This window comes from Amycolatopsis sp. NPDC051061 (genome assembly GCF_040682935.1).
In the GTDB taxonomy this organism is placed as follows: Bacteria; Actinomycetota; Actinomycetes; order Mycobacteriales; family Pseudonocardiaceae; genus Amycolatopsis.
Genome location: NZ_JBFBBZ010000023.1, coordinates 80,632 through 95,494, shown reverse-complemented (window position 1 = coordinate 95,494; position 14,863 = coordinate 80,632). Strand labels below are relative to the sequence as shown.

The window sequence follows — 14,863 nt, the reverse complement described above, 5'->3', positions numbered from 1 at the left end:
ACAGCAAGGAATTGCCCGTGAACCTCGCCGATCTCGGCGTGCTCGACATCGCCGGGACGGCGGGTGTCGCCGTCGCCGTGTACCTCGTCATCCGCCGGGTGTGGACAGCCGTACACGGCGCCGCACGCGGCCTGCGCCGCCTCGGCCACTTCGCCGACGACTGGTTCGGCGAACCCGAACGCAATGGCGCCCCAGCTCGACCCGGCGTGATCGAGCGCATAGCCGCAATCGAGACCGCCGGCGTTGCCACCGGCAAGGACGTGCGCGGCCTGGTCGAGCGGGTCGAGCGGGTCGAGCACGAACTGCGGCCCAACTCGGGCGCCAGTCTGCGCGACGCGATCGACCGCGTCGAGAACGCCGTCGCCGACGGCACCGATCCCACGAAACCCAACCCACACGAGAAAACGGGGTGAATCATGGCCGTTTCACAGAACGGCTGGCCGGTCGATCCGGCCCGCCGAGCACGCACGATCCCGGGCAGTTCGGTCCGGCTCACCGTCGCCGACGGACCCGCCGGCGACGTCCTGATGTACGTCGCGAGCCAGTTCGACAAGCGCGTCGAGGACATCGACCTGCGCTCAAGCCGCGGCGAATTCGACGACTGGGGGTACGCGAACCGTCCGATTCGAGGCAGCACGAGCACCTCGAACCACGCGTCGGCGACCGCGGTCGACTTCAACGCCACCCGGCACCCGATGGGCGTACGCAACACCTTCTCGGCGGCGCAGCGCGCCGAGATCCACCGGATTCTCGCCGAGGTCGACAACGTCGTGCGCTGGGGCGGCGACTACTCCGGCCGCGTCGACGAGATGCATTTCGAGATCAACGCGCCGTATGCGCGTGTCGCCACCGTCGCCGGCCACCTGGCGGCCAGCGCACCCGTCAACCCGACACCACCGAAAGAGGTCGAGATGAGCGCAATTCCCCTGTCCCTGCCGTACTCCGCGGACTGGAACTACGTCGCGTTGCCGTTCGAGAGCAAGTCGAACTCGGCCGTCATCGCCGACGGCTGGTTCACGATCTTCGCCGCGTGGGGCGAGGTCGAGTACGAGATCGCCACCGTCGGCGGCGGACTGAACTTGGTCGGGCTGATCGGCGGCAACCCGACCGCCGGCCGGCTCGCCGACCGGCAGCGTCTCGCTTGGCAGGTGCCGGACGGAATCAACGGGATCGGTCTGCGCTACCGCGCCCGCAATGCCAAGGGCGACGCCACGAACGGGCGCCTTGGCTACTCGTTCCCGCAGAAGGAGAAATAACCACGATCAGCCACCACTAATCGCCTTCACCGCTTCATTGCCCATCGCAATTGCTGTCGAGGTGACCACGCCCGGCGCGGCCTTCGTAACTCCTGCCATCACGGCATCGATCAACCGACGCCACCGGCCCCGATCGCTCTCGTTGGCCGTGGTCACCTCGCTCAGTTCATCCGCCTGGCGCCCCAACTCAGCGCGTTCATCTTCCGGCAGACCAAGTGTCGGCAGAACTTGACGAACAAAGTCCGCAAAGTCGACAAGCTTAGCTACATCAATACCCGAAGCTTGATTATTAACAATATTCTCGTTTCCAATGACGGTATTTCCAGTTACATGATTCATCGTTACATTTGTCCCATGCGACGCGCCATGACGATTAAGGTATTCCGACACGTCTCCTCCATATTCAATAACACAGTCACGACCCTCAGCAGTCAGCCGTGGCTTTACCGCAGCTGGACCAAGCTGATCGGCCGACATTCCAGTGACGAGATTCCGCTCCGCCAAGTCGCTGATGGCGGGCGCCACCTCGCTATCAGCGAAGCGAGACCCAAAGTAGTGGTTGTCAGCGCTTGCGAGAAAGTCGCTCCAGTCAACAGGGGGAGCACCGGCAACTTCCTGCTGATAGAGCCATGAAAGCATGGCTATTACGCAAGGCCCTAAACCGCTGAATATGATCGTTTCGCACAACAGCCGACCTCTGAGCGAATGCATACCCTTCGGGCGTAATTATCGCGCCCACATAGCCACCCAGCGTGAGAATTGCCTTCAGCAAGCCACGCGCCTCAAGATGTTGAGCAAGCAACCGCGCGCTGCCTTCAGGCAAGTCTTGAGATTCCGTGAACTCCCGAACATCAAAGGACTCAGGCTTCCCTGTTGAGTGTTCGTAAAGCCAGTCCATAAGAAGTGCGCCGTGCCGGTCTAAGTCGAGACGCATGTCGCCCTCTTCCTGCGCCCTTCGCGAGCGCGATTGACCAGCCCATGTGATGACACCAAGTTTTCGTTTTGCCTGCTGGTACCAGTCAACATCAGCAACGACCTGCGCGGGCTTGCGGCGACCCAAGATTGCTGTCGTGTCATAGATTTCGTCGCCGACTACGACATCCGTTCCCGCCTCGATAACCCCATAATCAGGAAAGAGCTGCATGTGGACCGTCCACTCCCGGCTCCGACCGCCGCGAGCGTGGCGTACCACGTGGACCTCTTTGGCCCAGTACCTAAAGAATAACGTCATGCTCGGGCGCCTCGTGTCACTTGCAGGTTGACCGCATGGTCGGACAGATGCCACCAACAGTAAGCGCAGACACCGACAGTCCCGGACACCGGCACATGCGACAACGTTGTCGAGAGAGGCCGCGGCAGTGCGATGCCGCATCAATCGAAGCGCAACTATGCGATAGCTGACTGTTGCTGGTTCGTCCAGCCCAGCAGAGCAAATGACACCCCATCGAGGTAGGCACGGATGCCAGCTAGCGGGTACGGGATCACGTCGTCAGGCAGACTGTCGAGCGGGAACCACCCGACAGCCGAGCATTTGTCAGGCTCGCGGTTGTACGGCTCACCGGACCAACGGCGAGCCTCGAAGAACACGCCTAGCCGCGGCACCGGCCCGGACCCCGCGACGTGCACGGTGTGCGCGTGCCGCAGGTCGGCCGGATCGATGAGCACGCCGACCTCTTCCGCGGCCTCGCGCGCCGCGCCGGCCGGCAGCGACTCGCCGGCGTCGAGCTTGCCGGATGGGAGGTGCCACATGCCGCCGCCGTAGGTGCCGCGTCGCTGGATGAGTAGCAGCTCGTCGCCGCGAACAAGCAGAACGTGCACGTCAATGATGGTGTGCTGGCCGTTGGGCATCCGGTGAGATCCTCACGGGGTGGCGGGTGCTGAACCTGCGAGCCCGCCCGCGCCGGCGGGCTCGCAGGCAGGCTACGCCGATGCCACTTCGGCAGCGGGACCCTCCACCAACTCGGCGATTCGGTCCGCGAGGTAGGCAGCGATCTTCACCGGTGAAGCACCGGAGGTGTCCACGGCAAGCACGGGAAACCGCCGTCGCGCGAGCCGTTCCGCGGCCTGTTCGTACAGCTCGCTTTCTCGCCGGCTGCTCTCCTCGCCGGTGTGAAACCGGTCGTGTGCGCCGCGACCGGCGACCCGCGCTGCCGTCACCTCCGGCGGCGCCTGCAAGATGACGGCGAGGTCCGGCACGTCGGCCGCCAAGTTGATCGCCTCGACGAACGGCAGCGGCACGCCGTCCATGCATTGCAGCACGTAGGACGAGGCGACGTAGCGGTCGCAGACGACGATGGACCCTGCGGCAAGTTGTGGTCGCACCTCCTGCTCGAGGTGGTGATACCGGTCGGCGGCGACCAAACAGGCGAGCGTGTACCCGCGGTAGGTGTCGGTGTTGTGCCGAGCGGTGTCGCCGAGCACCCCGTGCGACGGCTGAGTCGTGGCGTACACCTGGTACCCGCGCTTGCCGAGGTACTCGCGCAGCAGTCGGGTTGTCGTGGTCTTGCCGACGCCGGCAGGCCCGTCGATGGTTACGAACAGCCCGCGGTTCCATCGCCTCACGCGGCCGCCTTCCGGTCGAACTGCGCGCGGGTGACCTTAACCAAGTTGCGCCGGACGTAGTCGATCGGCGCCTCGCTCAACTGGATGTTGACGGAGAAATTGAACTCGTCACGCTCCCGCATCGACTCGTCGACGCCGCCGGAGGTGAGGTCCACGGCGCTGTAGTTGAGCAGTTGCTCGGCGGTGTACTTGCCGGACTTCATCAGCTCGCCCCAGTCGGGCGTACCCGGGTACGGGCGGTACTCGAAGGCCGAGGCACGGAACCGGCCCGGCTGGTTGTCGGTGATGTCCCACAGGTCGTGCACGAGCCGCACGGTGTCGTCGATCTCGGCGCACGTCTCGGTCGGAAACCCGAGGATGAAATACCCCTTGACGTTGATCCCCCGCTCGGCGAGCCGGCGCACTACCGACCGCGCCATGTCCGGGGTGATGCGCTTGTCTATCCGCTCGAGCATCCGCGCGTTGCCGGACTCGACGCCGAGCGCGACCTCACGCAGGCCGTTCGCGACAAGGGTGTCGAGCATGTCGTCGCTCGTCCGGTTCAGCACGTTGATTCGCCCGGTGGCGTCCCACTTCGCCCAGTCGCCGACGTGGTTGGTGGTGAACGCGGCCGTCATCGTCTTGATGACGCGCGGCACGCCGAGGAACAGGTCATCGACGAACCGGAAGGCGTTCACGCCCGTGCCGCGAAGTTGGTCCATCTCGTCGAGGATGTTGTGCGGTTCCCGCGTGCGGATGGTGATATCGGGGTTCGCCGAGACCGCGGCGCCGCAGAACGAGCAGTCGTAGGGGCAGCCGCGGGCGCCGACCATGTTCGCCTCGAGCCGGGCGCCGTCGTGGTGCGGGTCCTGCGCCAGGTAGCCGCGGTCGACGAACGGCAACCCGTTGATGTCCGGCGCGAGGTGGTGCCCGTTCTTGGACCCAATCCCGCCCGTGACCGGGGTGCGCATGATCGGGTCGAGCCACATCACCCCGGGCAGCTCGGTCCGCCGTCGGTGGTCGTCGAGCAGGGCAGCGACCCGCGTCTCGCCCTCACCGATCACCAGGGCTTCGCACTGGCTCATCCGCTGGTCGCACAGGATTTCGGCCGGCATGGCTTTCGCCTGGTGCCCGCCGAGCATGACCATGACGTCGCGGTCGAGCCTCTCGGCGATCCGGGCGCTGATTTCGTACGTCGGGGCCAGCAGGTTGAACCCGACCCACCGCGGCGCGGCCGCGTTCACCAACCGGGCAGTCTGCTCGACGCCGAGCCCGTGCGCCTCGGCGTCGAGCACTCCGACGTTGAATCCCTGAGCGGCCGCGTAGGTGGCGATATAGGCCATGCCGAGCACCGGCAGCGTGAAGTCGTTCACCCGCGGGCGCTCGTCGTAGTCGCGCAACGGCGCGTTGACGAACAGGGCGTCGATGTCGCGTGTCCGGTCGGCACCGGCGATCAGGTCAGAGAGCAACTCCGGTTGCATGTCGAACTCCCCAAGCGAGGGTGAGCAGCGTCCACTCGGACAACTGCGCGCCGGCCATCGCTTGCCACAACCGCCCGAACTCAGGTTCGAGTTTCGGCCAGGAGACCGAAGGGGCGAGCTTGCCCGCCCAGGTGCGCACCGCGAGGTCGGCGAAGGGATAGAGGCTGTAGTCGTTGGTGACGTCGGCGACCGTGGCGCCGGCCGTCCACGGGCCGATGCGACGCACGCTCTGCACCGCGGCGACGAGCTGCTCGCCCGTCATGCCGGCCCAGCCATCCGCCGACTTGAGGCTCGCCTCGGCGGCCGACCGCAAACCGCCGCGGAAGAACTTCATCCGCAGCACGTCGAACTCGTCGTCGGACAAGGCGAGCACGGTCTCGGGCGAGGGGAACAACCACGCCGGGCCGGCCGCGGTGTCGTACCGCTCGCCGTAGGCTTCGCAGAACCGGCGGTAGTTCTCGCGCGCGGTCGCCGCCTTGATGACCTGTCGGGTAACCGCCAGGCCAAGCGCTTCCCACACGTCGGAAGTCCGCACGCGCGCGACCGGGCCGTCGGCCCGCAACGGGTCGCACACGACCGTATCGCCTACCAGAGACTGCGGGTCGATCGTGTCGATGACCGGCGCGACGTCGGTGTCGCCAGCAAGCCGGACAACGTCGACCAGGTGCCCGCCGGTACTCGCCGGCGTACAGATCACCGACCACACCGAGCCGGCCGACCGCAGCACACGCCGAGCGCACCCGTCGTCGCCACGTAGCCATCCGTAGTGGTCAAGCATCATGATCGGTTGCGACACGTTCGACCCTTCTCACGTTGGTTCCCGGCATTCTTGCGCGGGAGGAGATCGCCCAGTCGCGCAGCGCGTGCGTGTCATGCGACCAGCTCAAGCTGTCCGCTGACGCTTTCGTATTCGCCGTCGTCAAACCATGAAACAGCAGGAAATTCGGTGGTTTGATCAGCTTTTTTCCAGAAGTCTTCAAGATATGGGCGAGCCCCCCTAAAATCGCAGGGTAAATCGTCGTAAACATCCGGCCCCACCCCATGCTGACCGACAAGGGGCTCGCCGATTTCCACATGTACATCCTCGCCCACCTCCCCGAAATCGCCTTTCGGGAGATGCACACGACTGTCGACACCGAGCGCGTGTCGTCCCGTGCCCGAAGCGGGCATGAAACAGTACAAGAAGGCGAAAACAAGCATCACGAGCACAACGGCGACAGCTATACCGACGATAGTCACGACAGACATAAGAACCCCACAGTTGGCAATCGGCGGGTGCTACGAATGGATTTTCGTACGCGCACCGGGCGGAACCCAAAGACTTCCCGGCGTCGGTATCACCAGCTTTGGCGCACGCGGGTTAGCCGGATGCGGCAGGTGGAACAGAAGTTCGTCTACTACGTCGACAACAGATCCGTCTTTCCACCAAACGACGAGCTTGCGCTCGACAAGGTTTGCCTCGTCCTCAAAGCGGAGGCGACAGGCCGTAGCATCGTCCTCGCCTCGGATGATCACCTCGTCCATAAACGGCTCGGCCCAGCCACGCGTATACAAGATGCACTCCGGCTGACCCGGCGACCCGGCGATTTCCATGCCTCGAAAACCGCGCTTGACCAGCTCCCTGATGGCGTCGTCACTCGTCCACATTGTTTTCTCCCTTGATCGTGACCACGTACACGCCAGCCGACAGGTTGAGCGCCTGCCAAGCAATACGGTGCATCTTGACCGCGGGAAGTCCGACAAGAATCGCACTGATAGATAGCGCCATAATCAGCACCCACGGCGAATACTCGCCAAGAGTGGCAACAAGCGAAGCCGCGAAGATCAGAACGCCGAGGGTGAAGAATTTTCCGAAGCTCGTCGCCCACCAGTAGGCGACTCGGAATGGTCGACTCTCGTCGACGAGATGTCGCCAGACGAGGACTCGCTCGCGGTCCGAGATAGACGCGCCCGCGCGAGCGAAAACCTCGCCGGTCATCGCGACCTTCCGAGCAGCCGCAGCGCTGGAACGTGGCAGGCGCGGAGGTCCGGGGGACTCACTCCCCGCGCCTGCCACGAACTCGAGGGGATCATCGGACGCACCTTCCGGCGTCCGGCCGTTGTGCGGTTGGGCCGACCGCTGCCCATCAAGGAAGCGGGCACGCTCTCGGCGGACATGCCGGAAGTACGGGACCAAGGCCGAGACCAGCGCGGCACCGGTGGCGAGCCCCATCACCACGCGCACGGCAAGCTCGCCGGCACTCATGACGCAACCCGCCCAGACAGGGCCAGCCAGCATCGTGACGCGCCATCGTTACCGTGTGCTACCTCGTACATGCATTGAGCGTCCGCTTGATCTTCGCGACGGAAAACGACAGCGGCGCATGAGATCCGGCAGGTAGAGCCGCAGAACGCAGGATTCCATACATGCTACGTATGGAATCTGCGACATACGGTACTGGCTCGCATACACTGCGCGTCGAATGGCAGACGAGGGGTGACAGGGTGCAGCGACCTACGCGCAGGTGCGAGAAGTGCAGTACGCGCCTCGCCCGTGACCGCGTGAGCAACCACTGCGGCCCCTGCGTTCGCCTGCTGATTTCCAACGAAGCCCAGCCGCAACCCGATAGCTTCTGGGAGGCAGAGAGCATCCGGGCTGCACTCAAGGCACGCCACTTCGGCCGGCTCTTCGCGTGCTACCGCAGGGAATCCCATCCCCACGTCTCGCAGGCCGCGCTCGGCCGTTGGGTCGGCCTGACGCAGGCGCAGGTCAGCCGCCTTGAGGCTCCCGGCGCACGCCCTCCCAGCAACCTCCTCAACCTCGAGCGCTGGGCGAAGGCTCTGCACGTTCCTTCCGCCCTCCTGTGGTTCAGCGTTTCCTATACACCGGAGGAATCTGCCGGGTCGGTTGTCGCGGTTAGCCTCGAACACGTGCAACGGCGACAGTTCTTGAAGACCGCAGGTGCAGGCGTCACGGCGATTGGCGCCTCATTGCTCGGCACCACCCCAGCGGCAGCGGTCGGTCCATCGAAGCCCAGAAGTACCGACGTCGAGATCGTGCGCGACATGACGGCGACGTTCCGCCGCCTCGACAACCGGTTCGGGGGCGGACACAGCCGTGCGACGACGACGATTACCAACTACCTGACCTCGACCGTGACGCCGATGCTGAACGACACGAGCAGGAAGGCAGCGGCGCGCGACGAGCTGTTCGCCGCGGCGGCCGAGCTGCACCAGGTCGCCGGCTGGATCGCCTACGACATCGGCAACGCCGCGATCGGACAACAGTACTTGCGCGACGCCTTGAAGCTGTCGCAAGATGCCGGCGACGATGCGCTCGAGGCCGAGATGCTCGCCGCCATGAGTCACCATGCCGCTTTCGCCGCGATGAGCGAACACAGGGCGTTCGACGTCGCCCGCGAGGTCGCCGTCGACATGGCGCTCGCTGCCCGGCAAACGGCGAAGCGATCCGGTCTCGTGGCTCTCCAAGCAGAGGCCGCGGTGCTGGAGGCCCACGGCCACGCGCTACAGCAGAACGCCCCGGCGTGCCTCGCTGCGCTCCGCGAGGCCGAACGCGCTTTCGAGCGGTTCACGCCAGGCGCGGGGCCGGCCTGGCTGAACTACTTCGACAGCGCGTACCTGTCAGCCAAGTTCGCCCACACCTTCCGCGACCTCGGCCGTCCTGCTGAGGCCGAGCAGTTCGCCCGCCGATCCCTCAGCATGAGCGACGGATACGACCGCGGGCGGCTGTTCAACACCGCGCTACTCGCGTCAACCCTGGCTGACCAAGGCCGCGTTGACGAGGCGTGCGCGGAGGCCCGCAGGGCAGTGGAGATGAGCGAGCACGTCCGGTCGATTCGAGGCGGCGCGTACCTCGCGGACGTCGGCCGGCGTCTTGCCCCCTACCGCACGGACCACCGGGTGCGTTCCGTCTATGCGCAGATGGGCGCCGCCGGCGTCCCCACACCGGCGTAGCTCAGCGGTAGAACGCAAGGATGTGCAGTAGCGCGACCTGCGAGGCAGCGCCGACAATCTCGCCCTTGGTGATGCGGTCCCGGACCGTGTCAAGCGGAATCCAGGCGACCCGCTCGGCTTCGTTGATGTCCTCGGGCTCACCGATGTACTCGGACCGTCGAGCCACATACAGCAGGTTCTCGGCGTCGGCACTGCCCACAATGGGCTGCAACGAGCCGAGCGGCTCGACGTCGAGCGGCCGCCAGCCGGTCTCTTCCTCGACCTCACGCGCCGCCGTCACCGTGGGATCTTCGTCCGGGTTGACGTAGCCGCCGGGCAGCTCCCACACCCACCGATCGATGATGAACCGGTGCCGCCAAAGCATCAGCACCCGGTCTTGATCGTCAAGGACAGCCATCATCGCGGACTTGCGGATGCGGAACACCCACTGCTCGAAAGTCACCCCGTCAGGTAGTTCGACCGAGGCGATGCTCACGCGGTCACGGCGTGTGTCGTCGACGAGCCGCTCGCCGTGGATCTTCCAGCGCGTCAGCTCTTGCCCGTTGGGTTCCGTGGCCACGTGGGTAGATGCTACGGCGAACCTTCGACGCCGCATTGTGAGCTAGCTGACCGGACCTGATTCAAGAGGACCGCGAGTCTGTCGCGTTGCTCGGAGCTAAGCGGGGGCGCCTGGGCGACAAGTCGCTCGACGTACTCGTCGACTTCGGCGCCGTCCGCCGTCCGCGTGCTGGTCGTCATGCCTCGACGATCACACGCCAGGTGTCACGCCGCGGCGCGCTCCTTCCATTCGGTGCGCACCGTCTCGGGCGAGAAGTAGAGGCCACTGGCGTGGCGGCCGGGCCGAGTCTTGAGAACGGTCACGGAAAGCAGAGTGTCGAGGATGGCTCGCCGACGCCCGATGCTCAGCCCATCTGAACGGTCCGGCTTCGTGCCGAACCACACCTCCGCGACGTTTGACGCGCCAGCAACACCCGACAGCGGGTCAAGCTGCGCCGCAGCGACGATGTCGCGCTCGATCGCGTCGAGCCGTTCACGAGACTTGTTCGTGCCGGCACGCAACTGCGCCGCGGTGATATCACCTTCGGCGAACATCCCCGACAGCTCGTCGAGCCGTTGCCGGAGCACATTCGCTTCGTTGTGCAGCGCGACCGTGTCGACCTCGCGCCCTCGGTCTTGGGCGACGAGCAGGTCTCGTGCATCCGGCTTCGCCAGGCGGGCAACGATCACCTTCTCGATGAAGTCGTCGAGCGAGTCGGCATGTCGTATGACGTGCTTAATGCCGTTCTTCGGCGCCGGGTTGCCGCACCTGTACCCGCGGTAACCCGGCTGGGCGCCACGTCCGATCTTCATGCCTGCCCAGTGGCAGACGCCGCAGATATACAAGCCGGTTCCCAACCACTTCACCCGGTTGTTTCCCCCGTTGGTGAGCCGCTTGGGGTCCGTAAGGAGCGCTCGAAGGGCATACCAGGTATCCACCGGGATGATCGGCGCCCACACAGCCTTACCGATGATCTCGCCGCGGTACACCGACAGGCCGGCGTTTCGCGGCCGCAACAGCATGTCGCGGTAACCAGGAGTATCCCACCGGTTACCTTGGGAAGTAGTCGCACCGCGCGCGTTCGCGTCCATCACCAGACCCCGAACGCTCCCGCCGGCGAGGACTACCTCGGTTGCCGAGATGATCTCAGCCGCTTCCTCGTAGCGGACGGTCTCGCCGTCGGGCTCGAAGCCAAATGGCCGCAATCCTCCGCTCCAATGGCCGTTCACGGCGTTCTGGTGGATAGCGGCACGAATCCTGTCCGCTTTGTGCTCGCTCTCGAAGCGAGCAACGGCGCCGAGCTGCCGGGCCACCATCCGGCCGGCCGGAGTCGAGAGGTCGAGGTGCCCGGCCTTGACCGTGAAGGTCATGCACCCTGCCGGCTCGCACACGGCGATGTAGTCCTCGAGTTCGACGGGGGAGCGGTGCAGTCGGTCGGTGTGCCAAGCCGTCACGGCCGTACCCGGACGGTGGGCGACGTCCTCGAGCATCTGGAGGTAGTCCGGACGCTTCTTGCCCGAGTAGGCCGAGATGTCGTTGTCGGCGTAGACCCCAGTGAGTCTCATGCCGAGCCGCTCGAACAGGTCGCATTGCTCCTCGAACTGGCGGACCACGCCCATGCCGGCACCGACGCGGTCCATGGAGATTCGCGCGTACATGAAGCTCGGCTTTCCCTGCCCCTCGGCCAGCGCGTGCAGGCGGTCGAGCAGGGTGTCGGGAAGGGCCAGCTTGGGGGGAAGTCGAAGTGCCATGAGCCCAGGTATGTCATCAAAGTGGCACCGGGAAACCGGCGCCGGACGTCTACCTCCGCGCGGCCGAGCTGCTGGGGGTGGCGCCCGAGCGGTGTGCAGCCGTGGAGGACACGACCAACGGGCTGCGGTCGGCGTTGGCGGCGGGGATGGCGGTGTACGCGGTGCCGAACCCGCATTTCCCGCCGGATCCGGAAGTGCTGAAGCAGGCCACGGCGGTGGTGGAAAAGATCACCGGCTTGCCGGGTTCGCTGGGACTGGGTTGACCTCGAAGCGCACCGGCGGAGAGCCGGGGGACACGTCGGTCACGAACACCCGGTCCGCCCCCAGCGCACCGAACGGCATCGTCGCCAGGCTCAGATCACCATCGGCGTTGAACATTCGCAGCGTGTCCACCTGGGGAGTGGCGAGGTAGACCGCTTTGCCCGACGGCAACGGCCCCGCGCCCTCGCCCACATAGCCCGCGCGCACCGGACCACCTCCCAGCGCCACGCAGACCGGCGAATTCATTCCGTACTGCGGTGCGTCGGAACTGAGCTGCGCACCCCTGGGCACCGCGGCAACGCAGAACTGCAGTGAACCAGTCACGGTGGCGGTGAACGCATACGAGGTCCACGCGTCGGTCTGGCCGGCGAAGTTGGTGAGGCTGACCGGCGTGCTCGCCATGCGGAGCTCGGACATCGGCCGATGCACCGGCCGCGCGAGCACCAGCGGTCCGCCGGGGTTCGCCGGCGGTGCCGAGGGCCTGTTCAGCTGCGTGGCCAGCAGCACGCTCGTCAGCACCACGAGGACCGCCGCCAGTGGCGCGATCACCACCGTCAAGCGGCGGCGAGGTGGCCTCCGCTGCCGGCGCTGCTGCTCGGCCCAGGCCGCGGCGAGGTTGGGCGTGACCGCACCCGCCTGCTCACGCAGCGTCTCGGCCAGCTTGCGTTCGAGGTCGGTCATCGCTCACCTCCTGGTTCGTCCCCCAGGTGTTTGCGCAGATTCTCCATCGCGTGGTGTGTGGTCGCCTTGACCGTGCCCGGTGAGATCCCCAAAGTCTCCGCGATGCCCGCTGTGCTCAAGTCCAGCCAATAGCGAAGCACCAACACCTCGCGTTGTCGCCGGGAGAGTTTCCCGAGCACCCCGCGCAGCTGTTCGTGCTCCCAGTTGGCCACCGCCCTGACCTCGGCCGACAGCTCGTCCGCGGGCCGTTCCTGCGGCGTGCGCCGGACGACCCGCAGGTGCCGCGTGCGCGACCGGGACATGTTCACCACGGTCGTGCGCAGGTAACCGGCCACTCGCGTGTGGTCGGTCAGCGTGTCCCACCGCTGGTGGAGCTTGACGAAAGCCTCCTGCGCGACGTTCTCCGCGTCGTCCGCGCCGAGCAGGTGCGCCAGCCGTGTCATCTGGGCGAAGTACTCCCGGAACAGGTCGTGGAACGTCGGCGCGCCCAGGTCCCCCGGCGCGCTCTCGCCCACGCTCGCACTCACACCCCGCCAACGCACACCCCGCCCCACCGGTTTAGTCCACCACGCGAAGAAGGCCGCCACCAGCGGTGACGGCCTTCGACGGGGGACGGTCTTACCGCTCGACCTCGCCACGGATGAACTTCTCGACGGCGTCGCGGGCGGTCGAGTCGTCGTACTGCTCCGGCGGCGACTTCATGAAGTACGACGACGCCGACAGGATCGGGCCGCCGATGCCGCGGTCGAGCGCGATCTTCGCGGCGCGGACGGCGTCGATGATGATGCCCGCCGAGTTCGGCGAGTCCCACACCTCGAGCTTGTACTCGAGGTTCAGCGGCACGTCGCCGAAGGCGCGGCCCTCGAGCCGGACGTAGGCCCACTTGCGGTCGTCGAGCCACTGCACGTAGTCCGACGGTCCGATGTGGATGTTCGCCTTGCCCAGGTCGCGGTCGATCTGGGAGGTGACGGACTGGGTCTTCGAGATCTTCTTCGACTCGAGGCGCTCCAGCTCCTTCATGTTCAGGAAGTCCATGTTCCCGCCCACGTTGAGCTGCATCGTCCGGTCGAGCTGGACGCCGCGGTCCTCGAACAGCTTCGCCAGCACGCGGTGCGTGATGGTGGCGCCGACCTGGGACTTGATGTCGTCGCCGACGATCGGGATGCCGGCGTCGGTGAACTTCCGCGCCCACTCCGGGTCGGAGGCGATGAACACCGGCAGCGCGTTGACGAACGCCACGCCGGCGTCGATCGCGGCCTGGGCGTAGAACTTGTCCGCCACCTCGGAGCCCACGGGCAGGTACGACACGAGCACGTCGGCCTCTACCTCGCGCAGCGCGGCGACGATGTCGACCGGGGTCTCGTCGGACTCCTCGATCGTCTCGCGGTAGAAGCGGCCGAGCCCGTCGTGGGTGTGGCCGCGCTGGACGGTGACGCCGAGCGGCGGCACGTCGGCGATCTTGATGGTGTTGTTCTCGGAGGCGAAGATCGCCTCGGACAGGTCGCGGCTGACCTTCTTGGCGTCCACGTCGAACGCGGCGACGAACTCGATGTCGCGGACGTGGTAGCCGCCGAAGTCGACGTGCATCAGACCCGGGACCCGCGTGGTGGGGTCCGCGTCGCGGTAGTACTGGACACCCTGGACCAGCGACGCCGCGCAGTTGCCGACGCCCACGATGGCCACCCGAACGCGGCGGTTCTCGCCCATGGGGGTTTCTCCTTCAATCCGTGTCTGTTCAGTAGGTCTGGTGCCGCGACGCTGCGGCCCGGCCGCGGCTCAGGTCTCCGGACCCTGCCGTTCGGCTTGTTCGTGCGCGATCAGCTCGTTGAGCCAGCGCACCTCCCGCTCGCTGGTCTCCAGCCCCAGCCGGTGCAGCTCGCGGGTGTAGCGATCGATCTTCTGCTCGGCCCTGGCCAGCGCCGCCCGCATTCCCTCGCGGCGTTCCTCGACCCGGCGGCGGCGACCCTCGAGGATCCGCATCCGCACGTCGGCCGGGGTCCGCGAGAAGAAGGCCAGGTGGACGCCGAAGCCTTCGTCGTCCCAGGTCTGCGGCCCGGCGTCGCCGAGCAGCTCACCGAAGCGCTCCTTGCCCTCCGCGGTGAGCTTGTAGACCCGCCGTCCGCGCCGCGACCACGCCCGGTCGTCGGCCTCGTCCAGCTCTTCGACCAGGTACCCGGCCCGCAGCAGCTTCCGCAGGGTCGGGTACAGCGAGCCGTACGAGAACGTCCGGAACGTGCCGAGCGTCTCGTTCAGCCGCTTGCGCAGCACATACCCGTGCATGGGCGCTTCGTGCAGAAGACCGAGGATCGCGAACTCCAGCACACCGCACCCCCTTCCGGGAACAAACCGAGCCGACCGACGTTGCTCCGAATGATCGCCTCGATCCAACCTACTCAGCCA

Annotated in this window: 18 protein-coding genes and 1 pseudogene; 4 read left to right on the top strand and 15 right to left on the bottom strand. The window is 66.2% G+C overall.

The window, feature by feature from the left end; all coding sequences use genetic code 11:
- Positions 1–17: 17 nt before the first annotated feature.
- Both AB0N03_RS28720 and AB0N03_RS28715 read left to right on the top strand, forming a co-directional pair.
- Positions 18–413, top strand: coding sequence for a hypothetical protein (locus AB0N03_RS28720; RefSeq protein WP_364377826.1), 396 nt, complete (start codon positions 18–20; stop codon positions 411–413).
- 3 nt (positions 414–416) lie between these two features.
- Positions 417–1,256: a M15 family metallopeptidase gene (locus tag AB0N03_RS28715; RefSeq protein WP_364377824.1), complete on the top strand. Its 840-nt coding sequence runs from the start codon at positions 417–419 to the stop codon at positions 1,254–1,256.
- Between the two features lie 6 nt (positions 1,257–1,262).
- On the opposite strand, the gene AB0N03_RS28710 is transcribed toward AB0N03_RS28715, so the two are convergent.
- From AB0N03_RS28710 to AB0N03_RS28670, 9 genes are all read right to left on the bottom strand, one after another.
- Positions 1,263–1,895 carry a hypothetical protein gene (locus AB0N03_RS28710; protein ID WP_364377823.1) on the bottom strand — a complete coding sequence of 211 codons (633 nt, stop codon included), beginning with the start codon at positions 1,893–1,895 and terminating at the stop codon, positions 1,263–1,265.
- Positions 1,846–2,400 (bottom strand): hypothetical protein, encoded by a 555-nt coding sequence (locus AB0N03_RS28705; protein ID WP_364377821.1) that lies wholly within the window; start codon positions 2,398–2,400, stop codon positions 1,846–1,848. The genes AB0N03_RS28710 and AB0N03_RS28705 overlap by 50 nt, the downstream gene beginning before the upstream one ends.
- A gap of 242 nt (positions 2,401–2,642) precedes the next feature.
- Positions 2,643–3,104, bottom strand: coding sequence for an NUDIX domain-containing protein (locus AB0N03_RS28700; RefSeq protein WP_364377819.1), 462 nt, complete (start codon positions 3,102–3,104; stop codon positions 2,643–2,645).
- 72 nt (positions 3,105–3,176) lie between these two features.
- Positions 3,177–3,818: a dTMP kinase gene (gene tmk, locus AB0N03_RS28695; RefSeq protein WP_364377817.1), complete on the bottom strand. Its 642-nt coding sequence runs from the start codon at positions 3,816–3,818 to the stop codon at positions 3,177–3,179.
- Positions 3,815–5,278: a radical SAM protein gene (locus tag AB0N03_RS28690; RefSeq protein WP_364377815.1), complete on the bottom strand. Its 1,464-nt coding sequence runs from the start codon at positions 5,276–5,278 to the stop codon at positions 3,815–3,817. Before AB0N03_RS28690 ends, tmk begins: the two co-directional genes overlap by 4 nt.
- Positions 5,256–6,005 carry a hypothetical protein gene (locus tag AB0N03_RS28685; RefSeq protein ID WP_364377813.1) on the bottom strand — a complete coding sequence of 250 codons (750 nt, stop codon included), beginning with the start codon at positions 6,003–6,005 and terminating at the stop codon, positions 5,256–5,258. The genes AB0N03_RS28690 and AB0N03_RS28685 overlap by 23 nt, the downstream gene beginning before the upstream one ends.
- Positions 6,006–6,148: 143 nt before the next feature.
- Positions 6,149–6,517 carry a hypothetical protein gene (locus tag AB0N03_RS28680; RefSeq protein WP_364377812.1) on the bottom strand — a complete coding sequence of 123 codons (369 nt, stop codon included), beginning with the start codon at positions 6,515–6,517 and terminating at the stop codon, positions 6,149–6,151.
- 39 nt (positions 6,518–6,556) lie between these two features.
- Complete coding sequence (locus AB0N03_RS28675; protein ID WP_364377810.1) at positions 6,557–6,925, bottom strand: hypothetical protein; 369 nt, start codon at positions 6,923–6,925, stop codon at positions 6,557–6,559.
- Positions 6,912–7,523: a hypothetical protein gene (locus AB0N03_RS28670; protein ID WP_364377808.1), complete on the bottom strand. Its 612-nt coding sequence runs from the start codon at positions 7,521–7,523 to the stop codon at positions 6,912–6,914. The genes AB0N03_RS28675 and AB0N03_RS28670 overlap by 14 nt, the downstream gene beginning before the upstream one ends.
- 296 nt (positions 7,524–7,819) lie before the next feature.
- Here AB0N03_RS28670 and AB0N03_RS28665 point away from each other — a divergent pair, with 296 nt between their 5' ends.
- A complete protein-coding gene (locus AB0N03_RS28665) occupies positions 7,820–9,232 on the top strand; it encodes an XRE family transcriptional regulator (protein WP_364377806.1) in 1,413 nt (470 codons plus the stop codon).
- A gap of 1 nt (position 9,233) precedes the next feature.
- On the opposite strand, the gene AB0N03_RS28660 is transcribed toward AB0N03_RS28665, so the two are convergent.
- Together AB0N03_RS28660 and AB0N03_RS28655 are read right to left on the bottom strand one after the other, a co-directional pair.
- Positions 9,234–9,791 (bottom strand): NUDIX hydrolase, encoded by a 558-nt coding sequence (locus AB0N03_RS28660; protein ID WP_364377804.1) that lies wholly within the window; start codon positions 9,789–9,791, stop codon positions 9,234–9,236.
- Between the two features lie 203 nt (positions 9,792–9,994).
- The gene (locus AB0N03_RS28655) at positions 9,995–11,521 is read right to left on the bottom strand and encodes a recombinase family protein (RefSeq protein WP_364377803.1); all 1,527 of its coding nucleotides are present in this window, start codon (positions 11,519–11,521) and stop codon (positions 9,995–9,997) included.
- A 17-nt stretch (positions 11,522–11,538) separates the two neighbouring features.
- Here AB0N03_RS28655 and AB0N03_RS28650 point away from each other — a divergent pair.
- Positions 11,539–11,784, top strand: a pseudogene (locus AB0N03_RS28650) (HAD-IA family hydrolase); the annotation flags it as partial.
- On the opposite strand, the gene AB0N03_RS28645 reads toward AB0N03_RS28650, so the two are convergent.
- The 4 genes from AB0N03_RS28645 to AB0N03_RS28630 form a co-directional block, all read right to left on the bottom strand.
- Entirely contained in the window at positions 11,750–12,463 is a 714-nt protein-coding gene (locus AB0N03_RS28645; protein WP_364377801.1) for a hypothetical protein, read from the bottom strand. The pseudogene AB0N03_RS28650 and the gene AB0N03_RS28645 overlap by 35 nt on opposite strands.
- On the bottom strand, positions 12,460–12,990 hold the full coding sequence (locus tag AB0N03_RS28640) for a SigE family RNA polymerase sigma factor (RefSeq protein WP_364377799.1): 531 nt from the start codon (positions 12,988–12,990) through the stop codon (positions 12,460–12,462). The genes AB0N03_RS28645 and AB0N03_RS28640 overlap by 4 nt, the downstream gene beginning before the upstream one ends.
- Before the next feature lie 91 nt (positions 12,991–13,081).
- Positions 13,082–14,170 carry an inositol-3-phosphate synthase gene (locus AB0N03_RS28635; protein ID WP_364377797.1) on the bottom strand — a complete coding sequence of 363 codons (1,089 nt, stop codon included), beginning with the start codon at positions 14,168–14,170 and terminating at the stop codon, positions 13,082–13,084.
- A 69-nt stretch (positions 14,171–14,239) separates the two neighbouring features.
- A complete protein-coding gene (locus tag AB0N03_RS28630; RefSeq protein WP_155548231.1) occupies positions 14,240–14,785 on the bottom strand; it encodes a PadR family transcriptional regulator in 546 nt (181 codons plus the stop codon).
- Positions 14,786–14,863 lie beyond the last annotated feature (78 nt).